The following is a 15,309-nucleotide window of genomic DNA, read 5'->3' as shown; positions in this document are numbered from 1 at the left end:
GCTTCGAGAACGAGTGTAGCCAGCCGAGATCAAGATGAAGTGCAGATGAGATCAAGCTCAAATAAAAAAACGCAGAGCCTTTCGCTCTACGTTTTTGTGCGTAAATGAAAATAAAACAAAACCCCATCGTCTGTGTTAACCGCGCCATAAGGCACGCCGTGCATCTCCAGAATTTTCTTGGATATCGCAAGGCCAAGTCCGGTTCCGCCCGTCGCGCGGCCGCGTGATTGCTCGCCGCGGTAGAAGCGGTCCCAGATTCTCTCCAGCTGCTCATCCGGAATGCGAGCCCCTTTATTCTCGATGGAGATCCGGGCGCTATCCGTCTCCTTGGAGATTGTAATGTGAATGGCCTGCTGCTCCGGCGTATAACGAATCGCATTGGTCAGGAAATTGACGATGACCTGTTCAATCCGAAGCTCGTTGCCCATGACCACTACAGGCGGCAGGGAAGTGTATAAATGAAGCTGCTTAGCCGCGAGTTCATCCGCCAGTTTAGCGCAGGTCCGCTCGATGACGGCATCGATAGAAAAGGAGTCCATGTTCATTTTATACGTTCCGGATTCATACTTGGCCAGCTCCAGCATATCGGCAATCAGCATATCCATGCGGCGGACCTCATCTTCCATCGCTTGAAAATAATAGTCCCGTTTATGAGGGGCGATGCCGTCCTTCAGAATGGCAAGACAGCTCTGAATAACGCTCAGCGGCGTCTTGAGCTCATGCGAAACGCTGGATATGAATTCTTTACGCGTACGCTCCAGCTGTTTCTCCTTCTCGATGTCCTCCTCCAAGCGGAGGATATGGGCATGAAGCCGTCCGGACAGCTCATTGATGCTGCGCGACAAGCTGCCGATCTCGTCCTTGCTTGTAATCGGAAGATCCTCCGAGAAATCCAGGCCTGCCATTTGCCGGGTGACACGATTCATGCGCAGCAGAGGACGGGATATCCGCCGGGAATAATAAAAGGAAACGAGCATCACCAGCAGGATCGTGGCGATAATCACATACACGTAGTATTGTTCGAGCATCCCCACCGCTTCATTCACCGGCTGCAGCGACGTCATCGCAAACACATATTCAGCATTTCCGTCGCCGTCTTGGCTGCGCTCGACGAAGATTTTGTAATTCACCTGATTTTCCGAGAAATCCATAACGGGATGGGGACCCGGGGAGGGATCGAAGTCACCGTACAGCAGGTCCGCTTGAAACGCCAGGATGCGATCCATAAATAAGCGGTTGGCATAGCGCGCGGCCGCTGCCCCTTCAGGAGTTCGAAGCTGTGTAATCGTGCCTTGGACCAGAAATCCGGGGTAGGCCTCACGATACTTGGTCCCGTTGCTATGATAGCGGTTATGGAGAATCTCGAACTCCTTGTTTACCATCTGGCTGTTCTCCAGGCGATTCTCTGAACGCAGATTGGAGACGTCCCTTCCCATGCGCTGGGGAATAGGCTGCCCGTGGATCATGATGCCTTCGATTGTGATCTCTTCTCCCTCTTGTACCCAGGGCTGAGGGAACGGACGATCGCTGTAGAAATCCTCCGCGTTCATCACACTGTACAAAGGAATGGTTAGTACGGCATCAGCAAGATCGAAGCCCTCGGCTTGATCCAGTCTGATTTCCATCAGAAAATCGTCTGTAAACTTCAAGCGCCCTTGCGCGTCCAGGGTGGCAATCCAAGTGTTATGCTGTCGATAGAAATCCTGTTCCAGCTCTGCGAGCGCTTGAGGGTTGTCACCAGCCTTGCGTTCATCTTCGACATAGGCTTGAATGGCCGATTGGACGTCCTGTATTTTCTGATGAGCATAGAATTGCTTGAAGAACACGGTCTGTCCAACAAATATAATGGCGACTGTGAGCAGGCAGACCATCGTGGTCAGCAGAAACAGCTTAAGTACAATGCTCTTCATGGATGCTCCTCGAATTTATAGCCTGATCGTACAACGGTGACAATATGCCCGGCGTGTTCTCCCAGCTTGGCCCGCAGATTGCGGATATGGCTGTTGATCGTCCGGTCATCGCCAATATAGTCATACCCCCAGATCTTGGTAATTAACTGTTCCCTGGTTATGATGATGCCTCTGTTCTTCATCAAATAAGCGAGCATCTCAAATTCGGTATGCGTCAAGCTGCAAGGAGCCCCATCCACCGTAACCGTTCGGGACGGAAAATGAATGGTGATGCTGCCGCAGGTGAGGGAAGTGTCCGCTTGTACACGGAGCTGCCGGGTCTGTAGTAGCCGCTTGACTCGGGCCAGCAGGATCGGCGGGCTGTACGGCTTGGTAACATAATCGTCTGCCCCCAGCTCAAAGCCCATCAGCGTATCGTCTTCATCGGAGCGGGCTGTCAGCATGATGATCGGAACGTCCGATTCCTTGCGGATTCGTTTGCACACCGACCATCCGTCCATCTCCGGCAGCATAATGTCCAGAATGATCAGATCCACGCCGGTCTCTTTTACAAGCTCCAGCGCTTTTTTGCCATCGCCGGCCTCCAGCACCTGATAACCGTCCTCCAGCAAATAATCCTTCATCACTTCCCGCAGGATGACTTCATCTTCCACAATTAATATTGTTGACATATAACAACCTCGCCATCATGTTCTCGATCTTGCTTTGGATACTAACATGATTTCTGCAACGAAACAAATGCTCCATCTGGAATAAAGGGTAACCTGGCAGGACATTCTAAGCGCATGTTTGACGAAGGAAGGGGACTTGCAGCAGTATGGGTGAACAGCGTACTTCCACTAAAACGATCGTAGCGATCGGATCGATTCCTCTTATTATGACACTTGGAAACTCGATGATCATTCCGGTGCTGCCGAAGATGAAGTCAGAGCTTCATCTCACATCATTGCAGGTCAGCCTGACGATCACGATGTTCTCCTTGGTAGCCGCATTCGCGATTCCGGTGCTCGGCTATTTATCTGACAGGTTCTCACGCAAGGTGGTTATTATACCGGCATTGTTCTTGTACGGGATTGGCGGGCTTCTGGCCGGCTTTGCGGCAGCGCTGTTCGCCAATGCTTATGCCTGGATCCTGGTAGGGCGGACGCTTCAGGGCATCGGGGCAGCGGGAACAGCTCCGATTGCGATGGCGCTGGCAGGAGATTTATTCAAGGGCTCTGAAGAGAGTCGGGTGCTCGGGCTTGTCGAGGCATCAAACGGCTTCGGGAAGGTCATATCGCCGATTCTCGGCTCTTTGATCGGTTTGATCATTTGGTATGGCGTGTTTTTTGCTTTTCCGGGCGTGGTGCTGATTTCGATCATTCTGACGTGGATTTTTATCAAGGAAAAGGAGAAGAGCGAGAAGCCCCCAGGGGTGAAAAAGTACTTCCAGGGCCTCGCCAGCGTGTTCAAGCATGAAGGCAGATGGCTGCTGACGGCCTATCTCGCGGGAGCCACATGCCTGTTCACCTTGTTCGGCATTCTGTTCTTCCTGTCCGAGGTGCTGGAGAAGACCCATCACATCGAAGGGGTGGTCAAGGGGCTGATTCTGGCGGTTCCGCTGCTCGTGATGTGTACAACCTCGTATGTTACCGGCAGCAAAATCGGCAAAAACCAAAAGCTGATGAAGCGTCTCATCGTGCTCGGGTTTGCGTTTATGACGATTTCTTATGCACTGCTGTCGTTTATCGGGCATCTGACGCTGTTCATCGCCGTGCTTGCCATTAGCAGTCTCGGAACCGGCTTGATTCTGCCTTGTGTCAACAGCTTTATTACCGGTGCGGTAGGGAAGGAACGAAGAGGCTTTGTCACCTCGCTGTACGGCTCCGTCCGTTTCTTCGGTGTGGCGATTGGCCCGCCGCTGTTCGGATGGCTGATGGAATGGTCGCGGGTCGGGATGTTTCTGTCACTGGCGGCCTTTACGCTGCTCGTAGGCCTGCTGGCGCTGTTCCTGATTCGGGTGAACAAGGAGCATGAGGAAGGAGAGCAGGACCGGAGGCCTGAAGGGAAGAGAGAGAAGGGCCGTGTCGGCATGCTGAAGCCTGCTGGAGGACGGTAAACCGACGGACATGAGTCCGATGCGATAAAGACAGACATAGTGCGAGTGTGAGCGCGGGCTATGATCAAGAGCCCCATGTCTGTCAGCATCTGCCGGACGAAGCGGACGGATCCGCATACGTTAGTGCGAGAATGAGAAGCTTCGGTTCCGGTGGACGACCAGGCGCTCCCGGCGATGTTAGCCTGGCAGGTGGATGTCGTCGACCGAAGGTTGTCATGCAGCGTGCGCCGTAAGGGCAAGGAAAGGTCACTTCTTGCGCCAAGCCGGGCGCAGCGCCGGCCTCGGACTCTGGATGCGGAGAATGAAATGGATCATTCGCGTGGAGAGCCACTGGCACAGCACCGCCAGAACGATGATTTGCCAATCAATGACATAGGCCGTCAGCGCAAAAATAAAGCCGTTCATCCAGAACAAGGAAGTGCCGGGATGAATGCGTTTGTACTTGTATATGGCGAGGGCCACATAACCAATCCCGCCGTTGGATACCCGCTGCTTCATCAGCAGCGCAATGCCTGTCCCGAGCAGGAGCGAGCCGAGCAGCAGATCCAGCCATACGTTGTTCATCGGCGGCGCCACATAAACTTCAAAGAAGTTGACGGACACAGAGGTTATGGTAATAACCAGCACCGTCCCGACGGCGCTCACGCTGCCCAGGTAGTGGACGGTAAACAGCAGAAACGCAATGTTGGCGAACCATAATCCGAGACTCATCGGTATGCCAAAACCGTGGTTGAGCAGAACGGCAATCCCGGCTCCGCCCCCGGAGGGAATCGCATGGGGAAACAGGAATACGGCCATGGCGTAGCCCTGAATGATCGAGCCTGCGGCAATCATGGACAGCTTGTTGATCAATCTGCGGATGAAGCTGGGATCGCGGCCCGGTAGGAATGGTATACGCATACGAATAATCATCCTTCGTGGAATAGAAGTCTTAAGCCAGTCCTGCTTATGCTCTATTAATGTATGCTTGTCACGGCGGAGGAATGATTATCGATTGGCGGGAAAAATGAAATAGACGCGCAAAAAAGCCGGGCACTGTCCGAAAGAGCCTTGTCGGTTCTTCGGGCAATGCCCGGTTTAGGTTTCACCAGGTCAGTTAGGGTAAAGCAGGTATAAGGGACGCTTATGTAATGGATCGACGGATGGCCGATTGTCCCATCCCGGCCAGACCACCCCTACCGGGCCCTATTATGTCCAGCGAGCCGCCCACAGCTTCATTTCTTTGCAGATGCCGTGCAGATCCATTCCTTTCGGCGTCAGTGTATACTCCACGGTGACCGGAACGGTCGGATATACGGTTCTCTCCAGAACGCCCTGCTCTTCAAGATGGCGCAGGGTGCTGGTCAAGGCGCGCGGGCTGACGTTAGGAATGCTTCGCTGAAGCTCCCCGAAGCGTCTGGTCCCGCAAAAAAGCTCGCGAAGCACGAGGAAGGCCCATTTGCCTCCGAGCACAAGCAATGTCTTCTCAATGTTGCATTCGATGTGATCCGGGGTTTTCGGGATATAGCTGTTCGCTTTATTTCCCATCGTTATCCGCCTCCTGCTCTGTAGATATTAACTATACTAAAGTATATTATCTATCCTCTATATAATATAGTGAATAACATTTCACTTCTTCAAAAGAAATAGGAACTATTTTAGAATAACAGATGTAACTCGGATTCACAGCATTTTTCGAAGGAGGAATGGCAAGTGAAGTATAGAAGATTAGGTCGCACAGGTTTGAAAGTGAGTGAGATCAGCTTGGGCAGCTGGCTTACATATGGAGGTTATGTTGAACGCGAGAATGCGGTAAATGCCATCAAGACCGCCTATGATCTCGGGATCAACTTTTTTGACACGGCGAATGTCTATGAAAGAGGCGCCGCGGAGGTGCTGGTCGGAGAAACGCTGAAAGCGTATCCGCGCGAATCGTATGTTCTGGCAACGAAAGCATTCTGGCCAATGGGCGACGGTCCGAATGACAAAGGCTTGTCCCGCAAGCATGTAATGGAGCAGGCCCATGCGAGCCTGAAGCGTCTGGGGCATGATTATATCGATATTTTCTACTGCCACCGTCATGATCCGGAAACGCCGCTCGACGAGACGCTGCGCGCGATTGATGATCTGGTTCGTCAAGGCAAGGTCCTATATGTTGGCGTCAGTGAATGGCAGGCTTCCCAGATTGCCGAGGCGCTTGGCGTAGCTGATCGCTATCTGCTGGATCGCATCGTTGTCAATCAGCCGATCTACAACATGTTCGAGCGTTATATCGAGAAGGAGATCATCCCGCTTAGCGAGCGCTCCGGGATCGGTCAGGTGGTGTTCTCGCCGCTGGCGCAAGGACTGCTGACAGGGAAATACACTTCGGCTAACGATATTCCGGCTGACAGCCGTGCGGCGAAGCTGGAGTGGATGCGCAAAGGCATCACGGAAGAGAAAATTGCGAAGGTTCGTGAACTGGAGAAGGTAGCAGCCGAACTGGATCTGTCTGTCGGCAACCTGGCGCTGGCCTGGATTCTTCGTCAGCCGAACGTAGCGAGCGCGCTGGTGGGCGCAAGCCGTCCGGAGCAGGTGGAAGAGAACGCCAAGGCGTCCGGCGTCGAGCTGAGCGAGGATGTTCTGAACCGCATTGAGGAGATATTGAAATAACGAGACAGAGATAGACATATCAACCATATAAGCCAGAATGGGTTCAAGTAGACAAACCGCCCCTATTGCAGCTTCCTGCCAAGCAGGTACTGCATAGGGGCGGTTTTTTCTTAACTTAACTGAGGCGGTAGGCGGCAAACGGCTTGGCGTGGATGAATGGCTCACTGATCCGGTTCAGTTGAGCGGCGAGCGTCTCGTTGATTTCGATATCCAGACTTTGCAGATTATCATCAAGCTGCTCGGTCTTCGTAGCGCCGACAATGACCGTGGACACGGCAGGCTGCTTCATCAGCCATGCCAGCGACAGCGCGCTCGGGGAATAGCCATGCTCTGCCGCAAGCTGGCTGACCTGCTCGCCAAGCTTCACATTCCGCTCCTCCAGGAAGCGCTGGAAGTTCGGGTCGGTGTCGGCACGGGAACCGGCAGGCACAAGGCTGCCCTGGTTGTATTTGCCGGTCAGTATGCCGCCCGCCAGCGGGAAATACGGAATGATGCCCACCCCTTGATCCAGACACAGCGGCACCAGTTCACCCTCCGGGGTTCGATCGGCCAGCGAGTAGCTGGTCTGCGTGGAGACATACCGGACGTATCCCTTCTGTTCGCTGATCCCCAGCGCCTTCATGATCTCCCAGGCGGCATAGTTGGAGGCTCCGATATACCGGACTTTTCCTGCAGACACCATGTCGTCCAGCGTCCGCAGCGTTTCCTCCAGCGGCGTGTGCGGATCAAAGGTATGTATTTGATACAGATCGACGTAATCGGTATTGAGGCGGCGCAGGCTGTCCTCCAGCTCCTTCTGCAAGTGATAGCGGGAGGAGCCGCGTGCGTTCGGCCCTTCTCCTCTGACAAGCCCCGCCTTGGTTGCCAGCACGACTTCATGCCGCTTCCCCTTCAGCGCTAATCCGATGATGCGTTCGGATTCGGTGCCTGCATAGATGTTGGCTGTATCGATAAAATTGATGCCGTGGTGTATGGCATGATGAATGATCCGGATGGACGCTGCTTCATCGGCTCTTTTTCCAAATGCGTTCGTCCCGAGACCAAGCTCGGACACGTGCAGCCCGCTGTTTCCCAGACGGCGATAATTCATAACAATCCACTCCTTCGTATATTCCTTCTCAATCAAGTATTGGCAAAAATATCGACTTCCAGGGTCTCCAGCACGGCGATAGCCTCTGCAACGGGAAGGCGCGGCAGCTTGAATTCGTCAGCCAGTACCTGCTGAATCTCTTGAACGGACGTTAGCGTTCTGACCGCAGTTTCTCCACTGGCGTACCGAATGCCGAATTTGTTGTTAACGAGGGACAAGCTCTGCTCGTTCTTCGTCTGATACAGCTGACAGCGGAGGATCGTCATGAAGGTGGTGCCGGGGCGGTTCGATTCGCTTACGATAGAATAGAAATCCTGAATCTGATAGGGCTGTCTGGAATCGAAGTGCCAGGTCTTTCCGCTCTGCTTGTCCTGAATGTAACGAACGTATTTATACTGGTGTTGCTGCGGCTCCTCGGGAAGCAGATGAACTCGGTCACCCCCGAAGCTGGAGATGTTATGGGCATCCGTTTCGAAGCGAACCGGCTTGAAGAAGGGAGCGGCTGCTCCACAGTCGACATAATACCGATCATCCGCGATATGAACGATGATTCCGATATGCTCGTTGCCGAGCTTGATGTGATAACACGCAAATCCCACAGCTTGCAGCAGGAGCTTCAAGTTGGAATTGAGGACATAGCAGGTTCCTCCATAGTGGTAGTCCCGGTGATTGTTGACAAAGGTCTCGAGCGAGGGAAGCGGATTCCCCCACTTATCTCCGGCATGATCACGGAAATAAATCAGCTTGCTGATGTTTTCGAAAGGATATGTATTGAGATGGGCAAGGCAGATGCGCTCCAGAAAAGACAGAGAAGGCGGCTCTTGCTCCAGCCCAAGGCTGTGTAAATACGCTCTAGCGCTATCAGACAGTTTCATTGAGCATCCTCCTTAATATAAATAGGCCCAGCCCGGTTAACTCCATTATACGCGATTGGTATAAGCAGAGAAATGCGAGAGGAATTGAACGGAAATCAACGGGGGCCACTTCCCCCGTAAGGTGGTGAACGCTTCAAATTCGAAAAAGCTCTTTCATGACAGGAACAACCTGCGGAAAGAGCTTTTTACTTGCCTGGATTTTGCTGTGGCACGGATTAAATCAGCGGATAATTCGGCTCATAGCGCGGGTTGGCATAGAAAGGCGGACGGGCGCCAATCAGAGGCATCGACCAAGTATAAGGGTTGGCATTGTAGAGCATCTGTACCTTCTCATTGGTGTGGTTGACCAGCAGCAGCCGAGCCCGTGGATGAAAATCAAATCGCATTGTCATCAGTGCAAGCCTCCTGACCCTTGGGTTACGTTCATATCAGCCTATTCAACACTCAGCGGAAAGGAGCACGTACGACGGAAAGCTGCACTGCTCTCTCGCGTGCAGGCTCTGTGGAAGAACCGTATGAACAGGCACGGCATTCGCCCAGACGACATACGGTATAAGAGCAATGTAGAGGAGGTTTACGATGAATCATCATGAACACAAACAGGGTACAGCTTCGATGGAGCAGCTGCTTGAGCAGATTCGGCAGTATCAGGAATGGTTCGAGCAGCATAAGCTGACAAGTCCTTATCCGATGTATCCGAACTATGGAAAAATAACCCGCTATCAAGAGATGCCGATGAATTTTCCGGAGCAGCGCCAGCTCAGACAGCCGGGCGTTGAAGGATTGATGGTTCCGAGGCCCATCATTGAGAACCCGAATTACAAAGGGAGCGGCAAGCTGGAAGGAAACGTGGCGCTCATTACGGGAGGAGACAGCGGGATTGGGGCTGCTGTAGCGATTGCATTCGCCAAGGAAGGCGCTGATGTGGCCATCTCTTATCTGGATGAGCATGACGATGCGAACCGGACCAAGGCAAGAGTGGAGGCACTGGGCCGGCGCTGTCTGCTGCTCCCGGGAGACCTTCGGGAGAAAGCGCAGAACGAAGCGATTGTAGCCAGAACGGTGGAGACGTTCGGACGGCTGGATGTGCTGGTCAATCACGTCGGCATCCAGTTCCAGCAGGAAGGCCTGACGGATATTACTGACGAGCAGTTTGACGATACGTTTAAGGTAAATATCTACTCCCACTTCTATACAACGCGGGCGGCCCTTCCGCATATGAAGCCGGGAAGCGCGATCATTAACACGGCTTCGGTTGTAGCCTTTGCCGGGGAGAAGGAGATGATCGACTACACAGCGACGAAGGCGGCGAACGTCGGCTTTACCCGCGCGCTTGCCAACAACGTCGTGAGGCGGGGCATTCGGGTGAACGCCGTAGCGCCAGGCAGAATCTGGACACCGCTGATTCCGGCCAGCTTCTCCTCGGACTCGAATGCGGTTTTCGGGGCGTATAATCCGATGGAACGGACAGCGCAGCCTTTCGAGCTGGCACCGACCTATGTGTATCTGGCCTCGGATGACTCCCGGTTCGTGACGGGACAGGTGCTGCATGTCAATGGCGGAGAAGTGATGGGCTAAGCGGCACTTCTTGTCTCTCTCCCCAGACTCGTGCAACAGCAGGAGGCTGCAGCTGATAGCCTATATCAGCGGAATGAACATACGTAACGACGAGGGACGGCGGTGTAACGCCGTCTTTTCATTGTGCGTGCCGGGCTTCCGCACGTATAATGGAACGATAGAACTGGATACCTGAGTGGGAGGAAGACAACAAATGGCCGTTGAAATTGAACGCAAATTTCTTTTGAACGAATATCCTGAAGCCCTGATTGAAGAGGGAAGCCTGGTTGTGGAGAAGGAGCAGCTGATCGAACAGACCTATCTGGCACTGGACGAGGATCAGGAGCTGCGTGTTCGCAAAATGACGGATGCCCAGACCGGCAAGGTGGAATACACCCACACTTTCAAGAAGGGATGGGGACTGGCCAGGGAAGAGATTGAATATGCGATCTCCGCAGGCTTGTATGAGCAAGTGGTGCAGGCGCATGGCGCCATTCCGCTGATCAAGAGAAGAGTGACTGCGCGCTGGGGCGAGCAGCTCGTCGAAATCGACGAGTACAGCCAGATTGATCTGCTGGTGCTTGAGGTGGAGTTCCCTACGCTGGAAGCTGCGACGTCGTTTGCGCCGCCAGCCTGGTTCGGGAAGGATATCAGCGAGGAGAAACAGTACAGCAACAAGAAGGTGTGGAGAGAGCTGCAGACAGGCCGGGAGGAAGTTTGAAACTGGACGATGCGAGACTCCATTTGACCTCAGTCTATTAGTAGGAATGAATATGAGAGAACAGGAGGGAATCCGCTTGCGTGACCAAGATCCGATTGCCGCATACTGCCTTTCCAAGAAAGCCGCCACCGAAGATTATCCGTTCGGCCCGCTTCCGCTTGTGGCCAAAGTCGGAGGAAAGATGTTTGCCTTGCTCAGCCTGACGGCGGAAGGAAAGGTGGACAACCTGTCCTTGAAATGCGATCCGGTGATTGCAGAGAATCTGCGAGAACAGCATGCTGCGGTGCAGCCGGGCTATCATCTGAACAAGAAGCACTGGAACACTGTAATCCTTGATGGCTCACTGACCGAGGAGGATCTGCACAAGATGATCGATCATTCCTATGAGCTGGTGCTAAAGGGATTGCCCAAGGCGGAACGCATGGCGATAAGCCAGCGCTTCGTATAGGATGCGCTTGCGCCTCTCTCCCCAGGGTGCTCTGATTCATCGGAAGTTACGAATATGATAAACCGCTGCCGGATATTATCCGGAGGGCGGTTTTTTTTTGTCAATCATATTCCCACTCCAAAATTTACACAAAAGGGATTGACAAAATGAGCGAATTCAAATAACTTGTATTTAAACATAAATGTTTCCTCGAGGAAACTTATTGGACGAAGGTAATATTTGTTGTACAAGGGTGTTATTTGTTGCGTAAGGAGAAAAGGGAGTGAAGGGAGAGTATGAAATTGATGAACAGCTACAGATTCGAAATGGCAAGGCGGGGGTGGATCGGCCTGATGCTGGCGGCGCTGCTTGTGCTTACAGCTTGCTCTGCGTCACAAGGAGGCGCGGAGGCAGAGCCCGGGGACACGGGCTCAACCCTGAAAGTGGTGACCACCATTGCCCAGATCGCGGAGCCGATGTCGGTCATCGGTGGTGACAGGGTGAATGTAGAAAGCTTGATGGGGCCGGGGGTTGACCCGCATTTGCACCAGCCGACGCCGGGGGATATTCAGAAGCTCGACGGGGCGGACATCATCCTGTACAGCGGTCTTCATCTGGAAGCCAATATGCTCAAGGCATTCGAGCAGCTTGGGAAGAAAAAGCCGGTCATTGCGATCGGGGAGACGATCCCTGAGGATCAGCTGTTGAAGGATGAGGATGGCGCCATCGATCCGCATGTCTGGTTTGATATTGATTTGTGGAAGCAGGCGCTGGACGCTGCAACAGAAGAGCTGAAGAAGGCTTCGGCGGAAGATGCGGACTATTTTGAGACGAACAAGCAGGCCTATTTTGCCGAGCTGGATCAGCTGAAGCGTGAGGCGGAAGAGAAGATCGCGGACATTCCCAAGGAGCAGAGAGTGCTCATCACGGCTCATGATGCCTTCGGATATTTTGGACGCATGCTCGATATAGAGGTGGTAGGTCTGCAAGGCTTAAGCACGGAGAGTGAAGTGGGTCTGTCTGACATTGAGCGTACGGTCGGGCTTCTGCTGGAGCATAACGTGCCTGCCGTCTTCATCGAGACGAGCATTAACCCGGCTTCGGTCAATGCGGTCATCGAGGGCGCCAAGCAGAAAGGGCTGGAGGTTTCTCTCGGCGGCGAGCTGTTCTCTGATGCGATGGGCGCGGCAGGTACGGAGGAAGGAACATATATCGGCATGTATCGTCATAATGTGGATACGATTCATACGGCATTAACCGGAAAGGAAGATTAACATGGACCGTGTACTGAGCGTTGAACAGCTTAACGCTTCCTACCGTAAAAATAAAGTGCTGGACAATGTCAGCTTCGAGGTGTTGCCTGGAACGCTGACCGCGATTGTAGGGCCGAACGGCGCAGGGAAGTCGACCCTGCTGAAGGCGATCCTGGATCTCCACCCCCGTCTGTCGGGGGTGGTGTCCTGCTTTGGCTCCCCCTATGCCCAGGTGAAGTCAAGGATCGGTTATGTGCCGCAGCGGGGATCGGTCGATTGGGATTTTCCGACGAACGCGCTTGATGTGGTCATGATGGGGCTGTATGGCAAGATCGGCTGGCTCAAGTGGCCCAAGCGCAAGCACCGGGAGCTGGCGCTGGCGGCGCTGGAGGAGATGGGGCTCGGCAATTACGCCGATCGTCAGATCAGCCAGCTGTCCGGCGGGCAGCAGCAGCGGGTGTTCCTCGCCCGGGCGCTGGTCCAGGATGCCGATCTGTACTTCCTGGATGAGCCTCTGGCGGGTGTGGATGCAGCAACGGAGAAGGTCATTATGGATACGCTGAATACATTGAAGAATAAAGGGCGGACCGTCATGGTCGTTCATCATGATTTGCAGACGGTAGAGGAATATTTCGATCATGTGCTGATGCTGAACCGGACGGTGATCGCGCACGGGAAGACAGCGGACACGTTCAATCAGGCGAATATCATGAGAACGTATGGCGGCTCTCTCCGATGGATGGGAGATCGGCTCGGATGATGATACTGTCTGCGAATACACAATGGGTGCTTTTAAGCACGATGATGCTGGGGATGGCAGCCGGGGTTGTCGGCTGCTTCGCCTACTGGAAGAGACAGAGCCTGATGAGCGATGCGCTGTCCCATGCTGCGCTGCCAGGCGTGGTTGCCGGGTTCGCGGTGCTGGGCACGAAGAGCCTGCCGTTCATGCTGGGCGGCGCGGCGCTGAGCGCGCTGCTTGGCGCGCTGTTCATTCAGTGGATTCGCACATCCAGCCGGGTCAAGGAGGATGCGGCGATGGGCATTGTGCTGTCCGTGTTCTTCGGTCTCGGCATCATGCTGCTGACCCTTGCCAACCGATTGCCGGGCGGTCAGCAGAGCGGGCTGGACAGCTTTATATTCGGCCAGTCGGCATCGATGGTGAGACAGGATGTGTACACGATGCTTGGCGTTACCCTGCTCGTTCTAATTGTGACGCTGGTAGCGTGGAAGGAATGGAAGCTGTTTTTGTTTGATCCGCAATTTGGAGGCGGGCTCGGCTTGTCCGGCCGTGTCATGAACCTGTTGTATATGGTTCTGCTCGTGCTTGTGATTGTGATTGGCATTCAGGCGGCGGGTGTCATTTTGATGGCTGCGCTGCTGATCATGCCCGGCGTCAGCGCGCGCTACTGGACGCATTCCTATGGCGGCATGATCGGGCTGGCGGCACTGTTCGGAGGTGCCTCCGGCGCGGTGGGGACGCTGGTTAGCGCCTCCGGGAACGGATGGCCGACAGGGCCGTTCATCGTGCTTACGGCATCTGTGCTGTTTGTGATCTCCTTGACCCTGGGCACAAGCAAAGGGCTGCTCGTCATGCTCCTGCAGCATCGGGCGCAGCGGGCAGCCTTGACGAAGCAGCATACGCATCCAGCGCACGAAACGGTGGAAAGGGGAGGATAACCGATGTCGTATACCGGATGGATCTTGTTAACGGCTTCTCTTGTCGGGCTGTCCTGCGGTTTTATCGGTGTACTGCTTATATTGCGAAGAATGGCGATGATGGCGGATGCAATCAGTCATACCGTGCTGCTCGGCATCGTGGTGGCCTATCTCGTCACCCGTGAGCTAAGCGGTGTGCATATGCTGATCGGCGCTGTAACGGCCGGTCTGCTCACCTCCTTGTTCGTGCAGTGGCTTCACGCCCGAGGGGTTCAGCAGGAGGCTTCAATCGGCGTGGTGTTTACCTCCCTGTTTGCCATCGGGGTGGTGTTGATTGCGACCAAGGTCGGCAATGCCCATCTGGACATTCAGCATACGCTGATGGGGGAGATCACGTATATTCCATGGGAGCTGACGGAGCTGCCCTGGATCGGGGCTGTGCCGGAGGCGGTTGTGCTGCTGTCCGGAGTGCTTGTGGTGGTCGTAGGCGTGATTTTGGCCTTTTATAAGGAATGGAAAATCACGTCGTTTGATCCGGCGCTCGCTGCGAGCCTGGGCATTCCCGTTGTGCTGATGCATTATGTGTTTATGTCGCTGGTGTCGATCACGACCGTTGCGGCCTTTGACGCAGTGGGGGCGATTATGGTGGTGGCCATGCTGATTACGCCGGCGGCAGCCGCTTATTTATGGACGGACCGGCTGCTGGTGATGATGGGGCTTAGCGGTGTGTTCGGGGTCATAGCTGCATTCATGGGCTATTATATAGCGGTATGGCTGGACACCTCGATCTCCGGTTCGATGGCCTTTTCCACCGGGATCATCTTCATGATCAGCTTCCTGTTCTCCCCCCGGCACGGGCTGGCGTCCAGGCTGGTGCGCCCGGCGGACCAAATCTGAATACAGCTTGTTTAAGAGATCGCCTGTGTGGAAGTGCATCTCCATCGTTAGATCCCCTCTAACGAATGGAAGTGCAGTTCACGGAAGGCGGTCTCTTTTTTATGGGCGGATTCGACAGAATATGAGCGATGTCTAGCAGGAGTGTAGCTGAAAGACGGCGAACCGTTTGTATATGGGGTGCTCGAGCATGGACT

Annotated in this window: 16 protein-coding genes; 9 read left to right on the top strand and 7 right to left on the bottom strand. The window is 54.2% G+C overall.

What is annotated here, in order from left to right; all coding sequences use genetic code 11:
• Positions 1–86: 86 nt before the first annotated feature.
• Both CHH67_RS12615 and CHH67_RS12610 read right to left on the bottom strand, forming a co-directional pair.
• The gene (locus CHH67_RS12615; protein ID WP_095265533.1) at positions 87–1,910 is read right to left on the bottom strand and encodes a sensor histidine kinase; all 1,824 of its coding nucleotides are present in this window, start codon (positions 1,908–1,910) and stop codon (positions 87–89) included.
• Complete coding sequence (locus tag CHH67_RS12610) at positions 1,907–2,581, bottom strand: response regulator transcription factor (protein ID WP_095265532.1); 675 nt, start codon at positions 2,579–2,581, stop codon at positions 1,907–1,909. Before CHH67_RS12610 ends, CHH67_RS12615 begins: the two co-directional genes overlap by 4 nt.
• 146 nt (positions 2,582–2,727) lie before the next feature.
• On the opposite strand from CHH67_RS12610, the gene CHH67_RS12605 reads away from it, so the two are divergent.
• Positions 2,728–4,008, top strand: a complete 1,281-nt coding sequence (locus CHH67_RS12605; protein ID WP_095265531.1) for an MFS transporter — start codon at positions 2,728–2,730, stop codon at positions 4,006–4,008.
• Positions 4,009–4,254: 246 nt separating this feature from the next.
• Here CHH67_RS12605 and CHH67_RS12600 read toward each other — a convergent pair whose 3' ends face one another.
• The gene (locus tag CHH67_RS12600) at positions 4,255–4,908 is read right to left on the bottom strand and encodes a YitT family protein (protein WP_095265530.1); all 654 of its coding nucleotides are present in this window, start codon (positions 4,906–4,908) and stop codon (positions 4,255–4,257) included.
• A gap of 288 nt (positions 4,909–5,196) precedes the next feature.
• On the bottom strand, positions 5,197–5,535 hold the full coding sequence (locus CHH67_RS12595) for a winged helix-turn-helix transcriptional regulator (protein ID WP_095265529.1): 339 nt from the start codon (positions 5,533–5,535) through the stop codon (positions 5,197–5,199).
• Positions 5,536–5,700: 165 nt separating this feature from the next.
• Here CHH67_RS12595 and CHH67_RS12590 point away from each other — a divergent pair, with 165 nt between their 5' ends.
• The gene (locus CHH67_RS12590; RefSeq protein ID WP_095265528.1) at positions 5,701–6,639 is read left to right on the top strand and encodes an aldo/keto reductase family protein; all 939 of its coding nucleotides are present in this window, start codon (positions 5,701–5,703) and stop codon (positions 6,637–6,639) included.
• Between the two features lie 115 nt (positions 6,640–6,754).
• Here CHH67_RS12590 and CHH67_RS12585 read toward each other — a convergent pair whose 3' ends face one another.
• The 3 genes from CHH67_RS12585 to CHH67_RS26210 all read right to left on the bottom strand — a co-directional run bounded on the left by CHH67_RS12585 (position 6,755) and on the right by CHH67_RS26210 (position 8,996).
• Complete coding sequence (locus CHH67_RS12585; RefSeq protein ID WP_095265586.1) at positions 6,755–7,729, bottom strand: aldo/keto reductase; 975 nt, start codon at positions 7,727–7,729, stop codon at positions 6,755–6,757.
• A gap of 32 nt (positions 7,730–7,761) precedes the next feature.
• On the bottom strand, positions 7,762–8,604 hold the full coding sequence (locus tag CHH67_RS12580) for an arylamine N-acetyltransferase (RefSeq protein WP_095265527.1): 843 nt from the start codon (positions 8,602–8,604) through the stop codon (positions 7,762–7,764).
• Positions 8,605–8,819: 215 nt separating this feature from the next.
• Positions 8,820–8,996: a hypothetical protein gene (locus CHH67_RS26210; RefSeq protein ID WP_155618292.1), complete on the bottom strand. Its 177-nt coding sequence runs from the start codon at positions 8,994–8,996 to the stop codon at positions 8,820–8,822.
• Between the two features lie 223 nt (positions 8,997–9,219).
• Here CHH67_RS26210 and CHH67_RS12575 point away from each other — a divergent pair, with 223 nt between their 5' ends.
• From CHH67_RS12575 to CHH67_RS12545, 7 genes are all read left to right on the top strand, one after another.
• A complete protein-coding gene (locus CHH67_RS12575; protein WP_425320443.1) occupies positions 9,220–10,182 on the top strand; it encodes an SDR family oxidoreductase in 963 nt (320 codons plus the stop codon).
• A gap of 193 nt (positions 10,183–10,375) precedes the next feature.
• The gene (locus CHH67_RS12570; RefSeq protein WP_095265525.1) at positions 10,376–10,882 is read left to right on the top strand and encodes a CYTH domain-containing protein; all 507 of its coding nucleotides are present in this window, start codon (positions 10,376–10,378) and stop codon (positions 10,880–10,882) included.
• 76 nt (positions 10,883–10,958) lie between these two features.
• Positions 10,959–11,330 carry an MmcQ/YjbR family DNA-binding protein gene (locus tag CHH67_RS12565; protein WP_230875738.1) on the top strand — a complete coding sequence of 124 codons (372 nt, stop codon included), beginning with the start codon at positions 10,959–10,961 and terminating at the stop codon, positions 11,328–11,330.
• Between the two features lie 284 nt (positions 11,331–11,614).
• A complete protein-coding gene (locus CHH67_RS12560) occupies positions 11,615–12,583 on the top strand; it encodes a metal ABC transporter solute-binding protein, Zn/Mn family (RefSeq protein ID WP_095265585.1) in 969 nt (322 codons plus the stop codon).
• A gap of 1 nt (position 12,584) precedes the next feature.
• Complete coding sequence (locus tag CHH67_RS12555; RefSeq protein WP_095265523.1) at positions 12,585–13,322, top strand: metal ABC transporter ATP-binding protein; 738 nt, start codon at positions 12,585–12,587, stop codon at positions 13,320–13,322.
• Positions 13,319–14,239 carry a metal ABC transporter permease gene (locus tag CHH67_RS12550; protein WP_095265522.1) on the top strand — a complete coding sequence of 307 codons (921 nt, stop codon included), beginning with the start codon at positions 13,319–13,321 and terminating at the stop codon, positions 14,237–14,239. Before CHH67_RS12555 ends, CHH67_RS12550 begins: the two co-directional genes overlap by 4 nt.
• A 3-nt stretch (positions 14,240–14,242) precedes the next feature.
• Complete coding sequence (locus tag CHH67_RS12545) at positions 14,243–15,115, top strand: metal ABC transporter permease (RefSeq protein ID WP_095265521.1); 873 nt, start codon at positions 14,243–14,245, stop codon at positions 15,113–15,115.
• Positions 15,116–15,309: the final 194 nt, after the last annotated feature.

The sequence above is a fragment of the Paenibacillus campinasensis genome, from assembly GCF_002272015.1.
Classification (GTDB): domain Bacteria; phylum Bacillota; class Bacilli; order Paenibacillales; family Paenibacillaceae; genus Paenibacillus_AQ; species Paenibacillus_AQ campinasensis.
This window is presented reverse-complemented; position numbering and strand designations above follow the sequence as displayed.

What these genes read in the sequence shown, in the direction of transcription:
- CHH67_RS12615 (WP_095265533.1), bottom strand. Translation starts at nt 1,910, where the DNA reads ATGAAGAGCATTGTACTTAAGCTGTTTCTGCTGACCACGATGGTCTGC.
- CHH67_RS12610 (WP_095265532.1), bottom strand. Translation starts at nt 2,581, where the DNA reads ATGTCAACAATATTAATTGTGGAAGATGAAGTCATCCTGCGGGAAGTG.
- CHH67_RS12605 (WP_095265531.1), top strand. Translation starts at nt 2,728, where the DNA reads ATGGGTGAACAGCGTACTTCCACTAAAACGATCGTAGCGATCGGATCG.
- CHH67_RS12600 (WP_095265530.1), bottom strand. Translation starts at nt 4,908, where the DNA reads ATGCGTATACCATTCCTACCGGGCCGCGATCCCAGCTTCATCCGCAGA.
- CHH67_RS12595 (WP_095265529.1), bottom strand. Translation starts at nt 5,535, where the DNA reads ATGGGAAATAAAGCGAACAGCTATATCCCGAAAACCCCGGATCACATC.
- CHH67_RS12585 (WP_095265586.1), bottom strand. Translation starts at nt 7,729, where the DNA reads ATGAATTATCGCCGTCTGGGAAACAGCGGGCTGCACGTGTCCGAGCTT.
- CHH67_RS12580 (WP_095265527.1), bottom strand. Translation starts at nt 8,604, where the DNA reads ATGAAACTGTCTGATAGCGCTAGAGCGTATTTACACAGCCTTGGGCTG.
- CHH67_RS26210 (WP_155618292.1), bottom strand. Translation starts at nt 8,996, where the DNA reads ATGACAATGCGATTTGATTTTCATCCACGGGCTCGGCTGCTGCTGGTC.
- CHH67_RS12575 (WP_425320443.1), top strand. Translation starts at nt 9,220, where the DNA reads ATGGAGCAGCTGCTTGAGCAGATTCGGCAGTATCAGGAATGGTTCGAG.
- CHH67_RS12570 (WP_095265525.1), top strand. Translation starts at nt 10,376, where the DNA reads ATGGCCGTTGAAATTGAACGCAAATTTCTTTTGAACGAATATCCTGAA.
- CHH67_RS12560 (WP_095265585.1), top strand. Translation starts at nt 11,615, where the DNA reads ATGAACAGCTACAGATTCGAAATGGCAAGGCGGGGGTGGATCGGCCTG.
- CHH67_RS12555 (WP_095265523.1), top strand. Translation starts at nt 12,585, where the DNA reads ATGGACCGTGTACTGAGCGTTGAACAGCTTAACGCTTCCTACCGTAAA.
- CHH67_RS12550 (WP_095265522.1), top strand. Translation starts at nt 13,319, where the DNA reads ATGATGATACTGTCTGCGAATACACAATGGGTGCTTTTAAGCACGATG.
- CHH67_RS12545 (WP_095265521.1), top strand. Translation starts at nt 14,243, where the DNA reads ATGTCGTATACCGGATGGATCTTGTTAACGGCTTCTCTTGTCGGGCTG.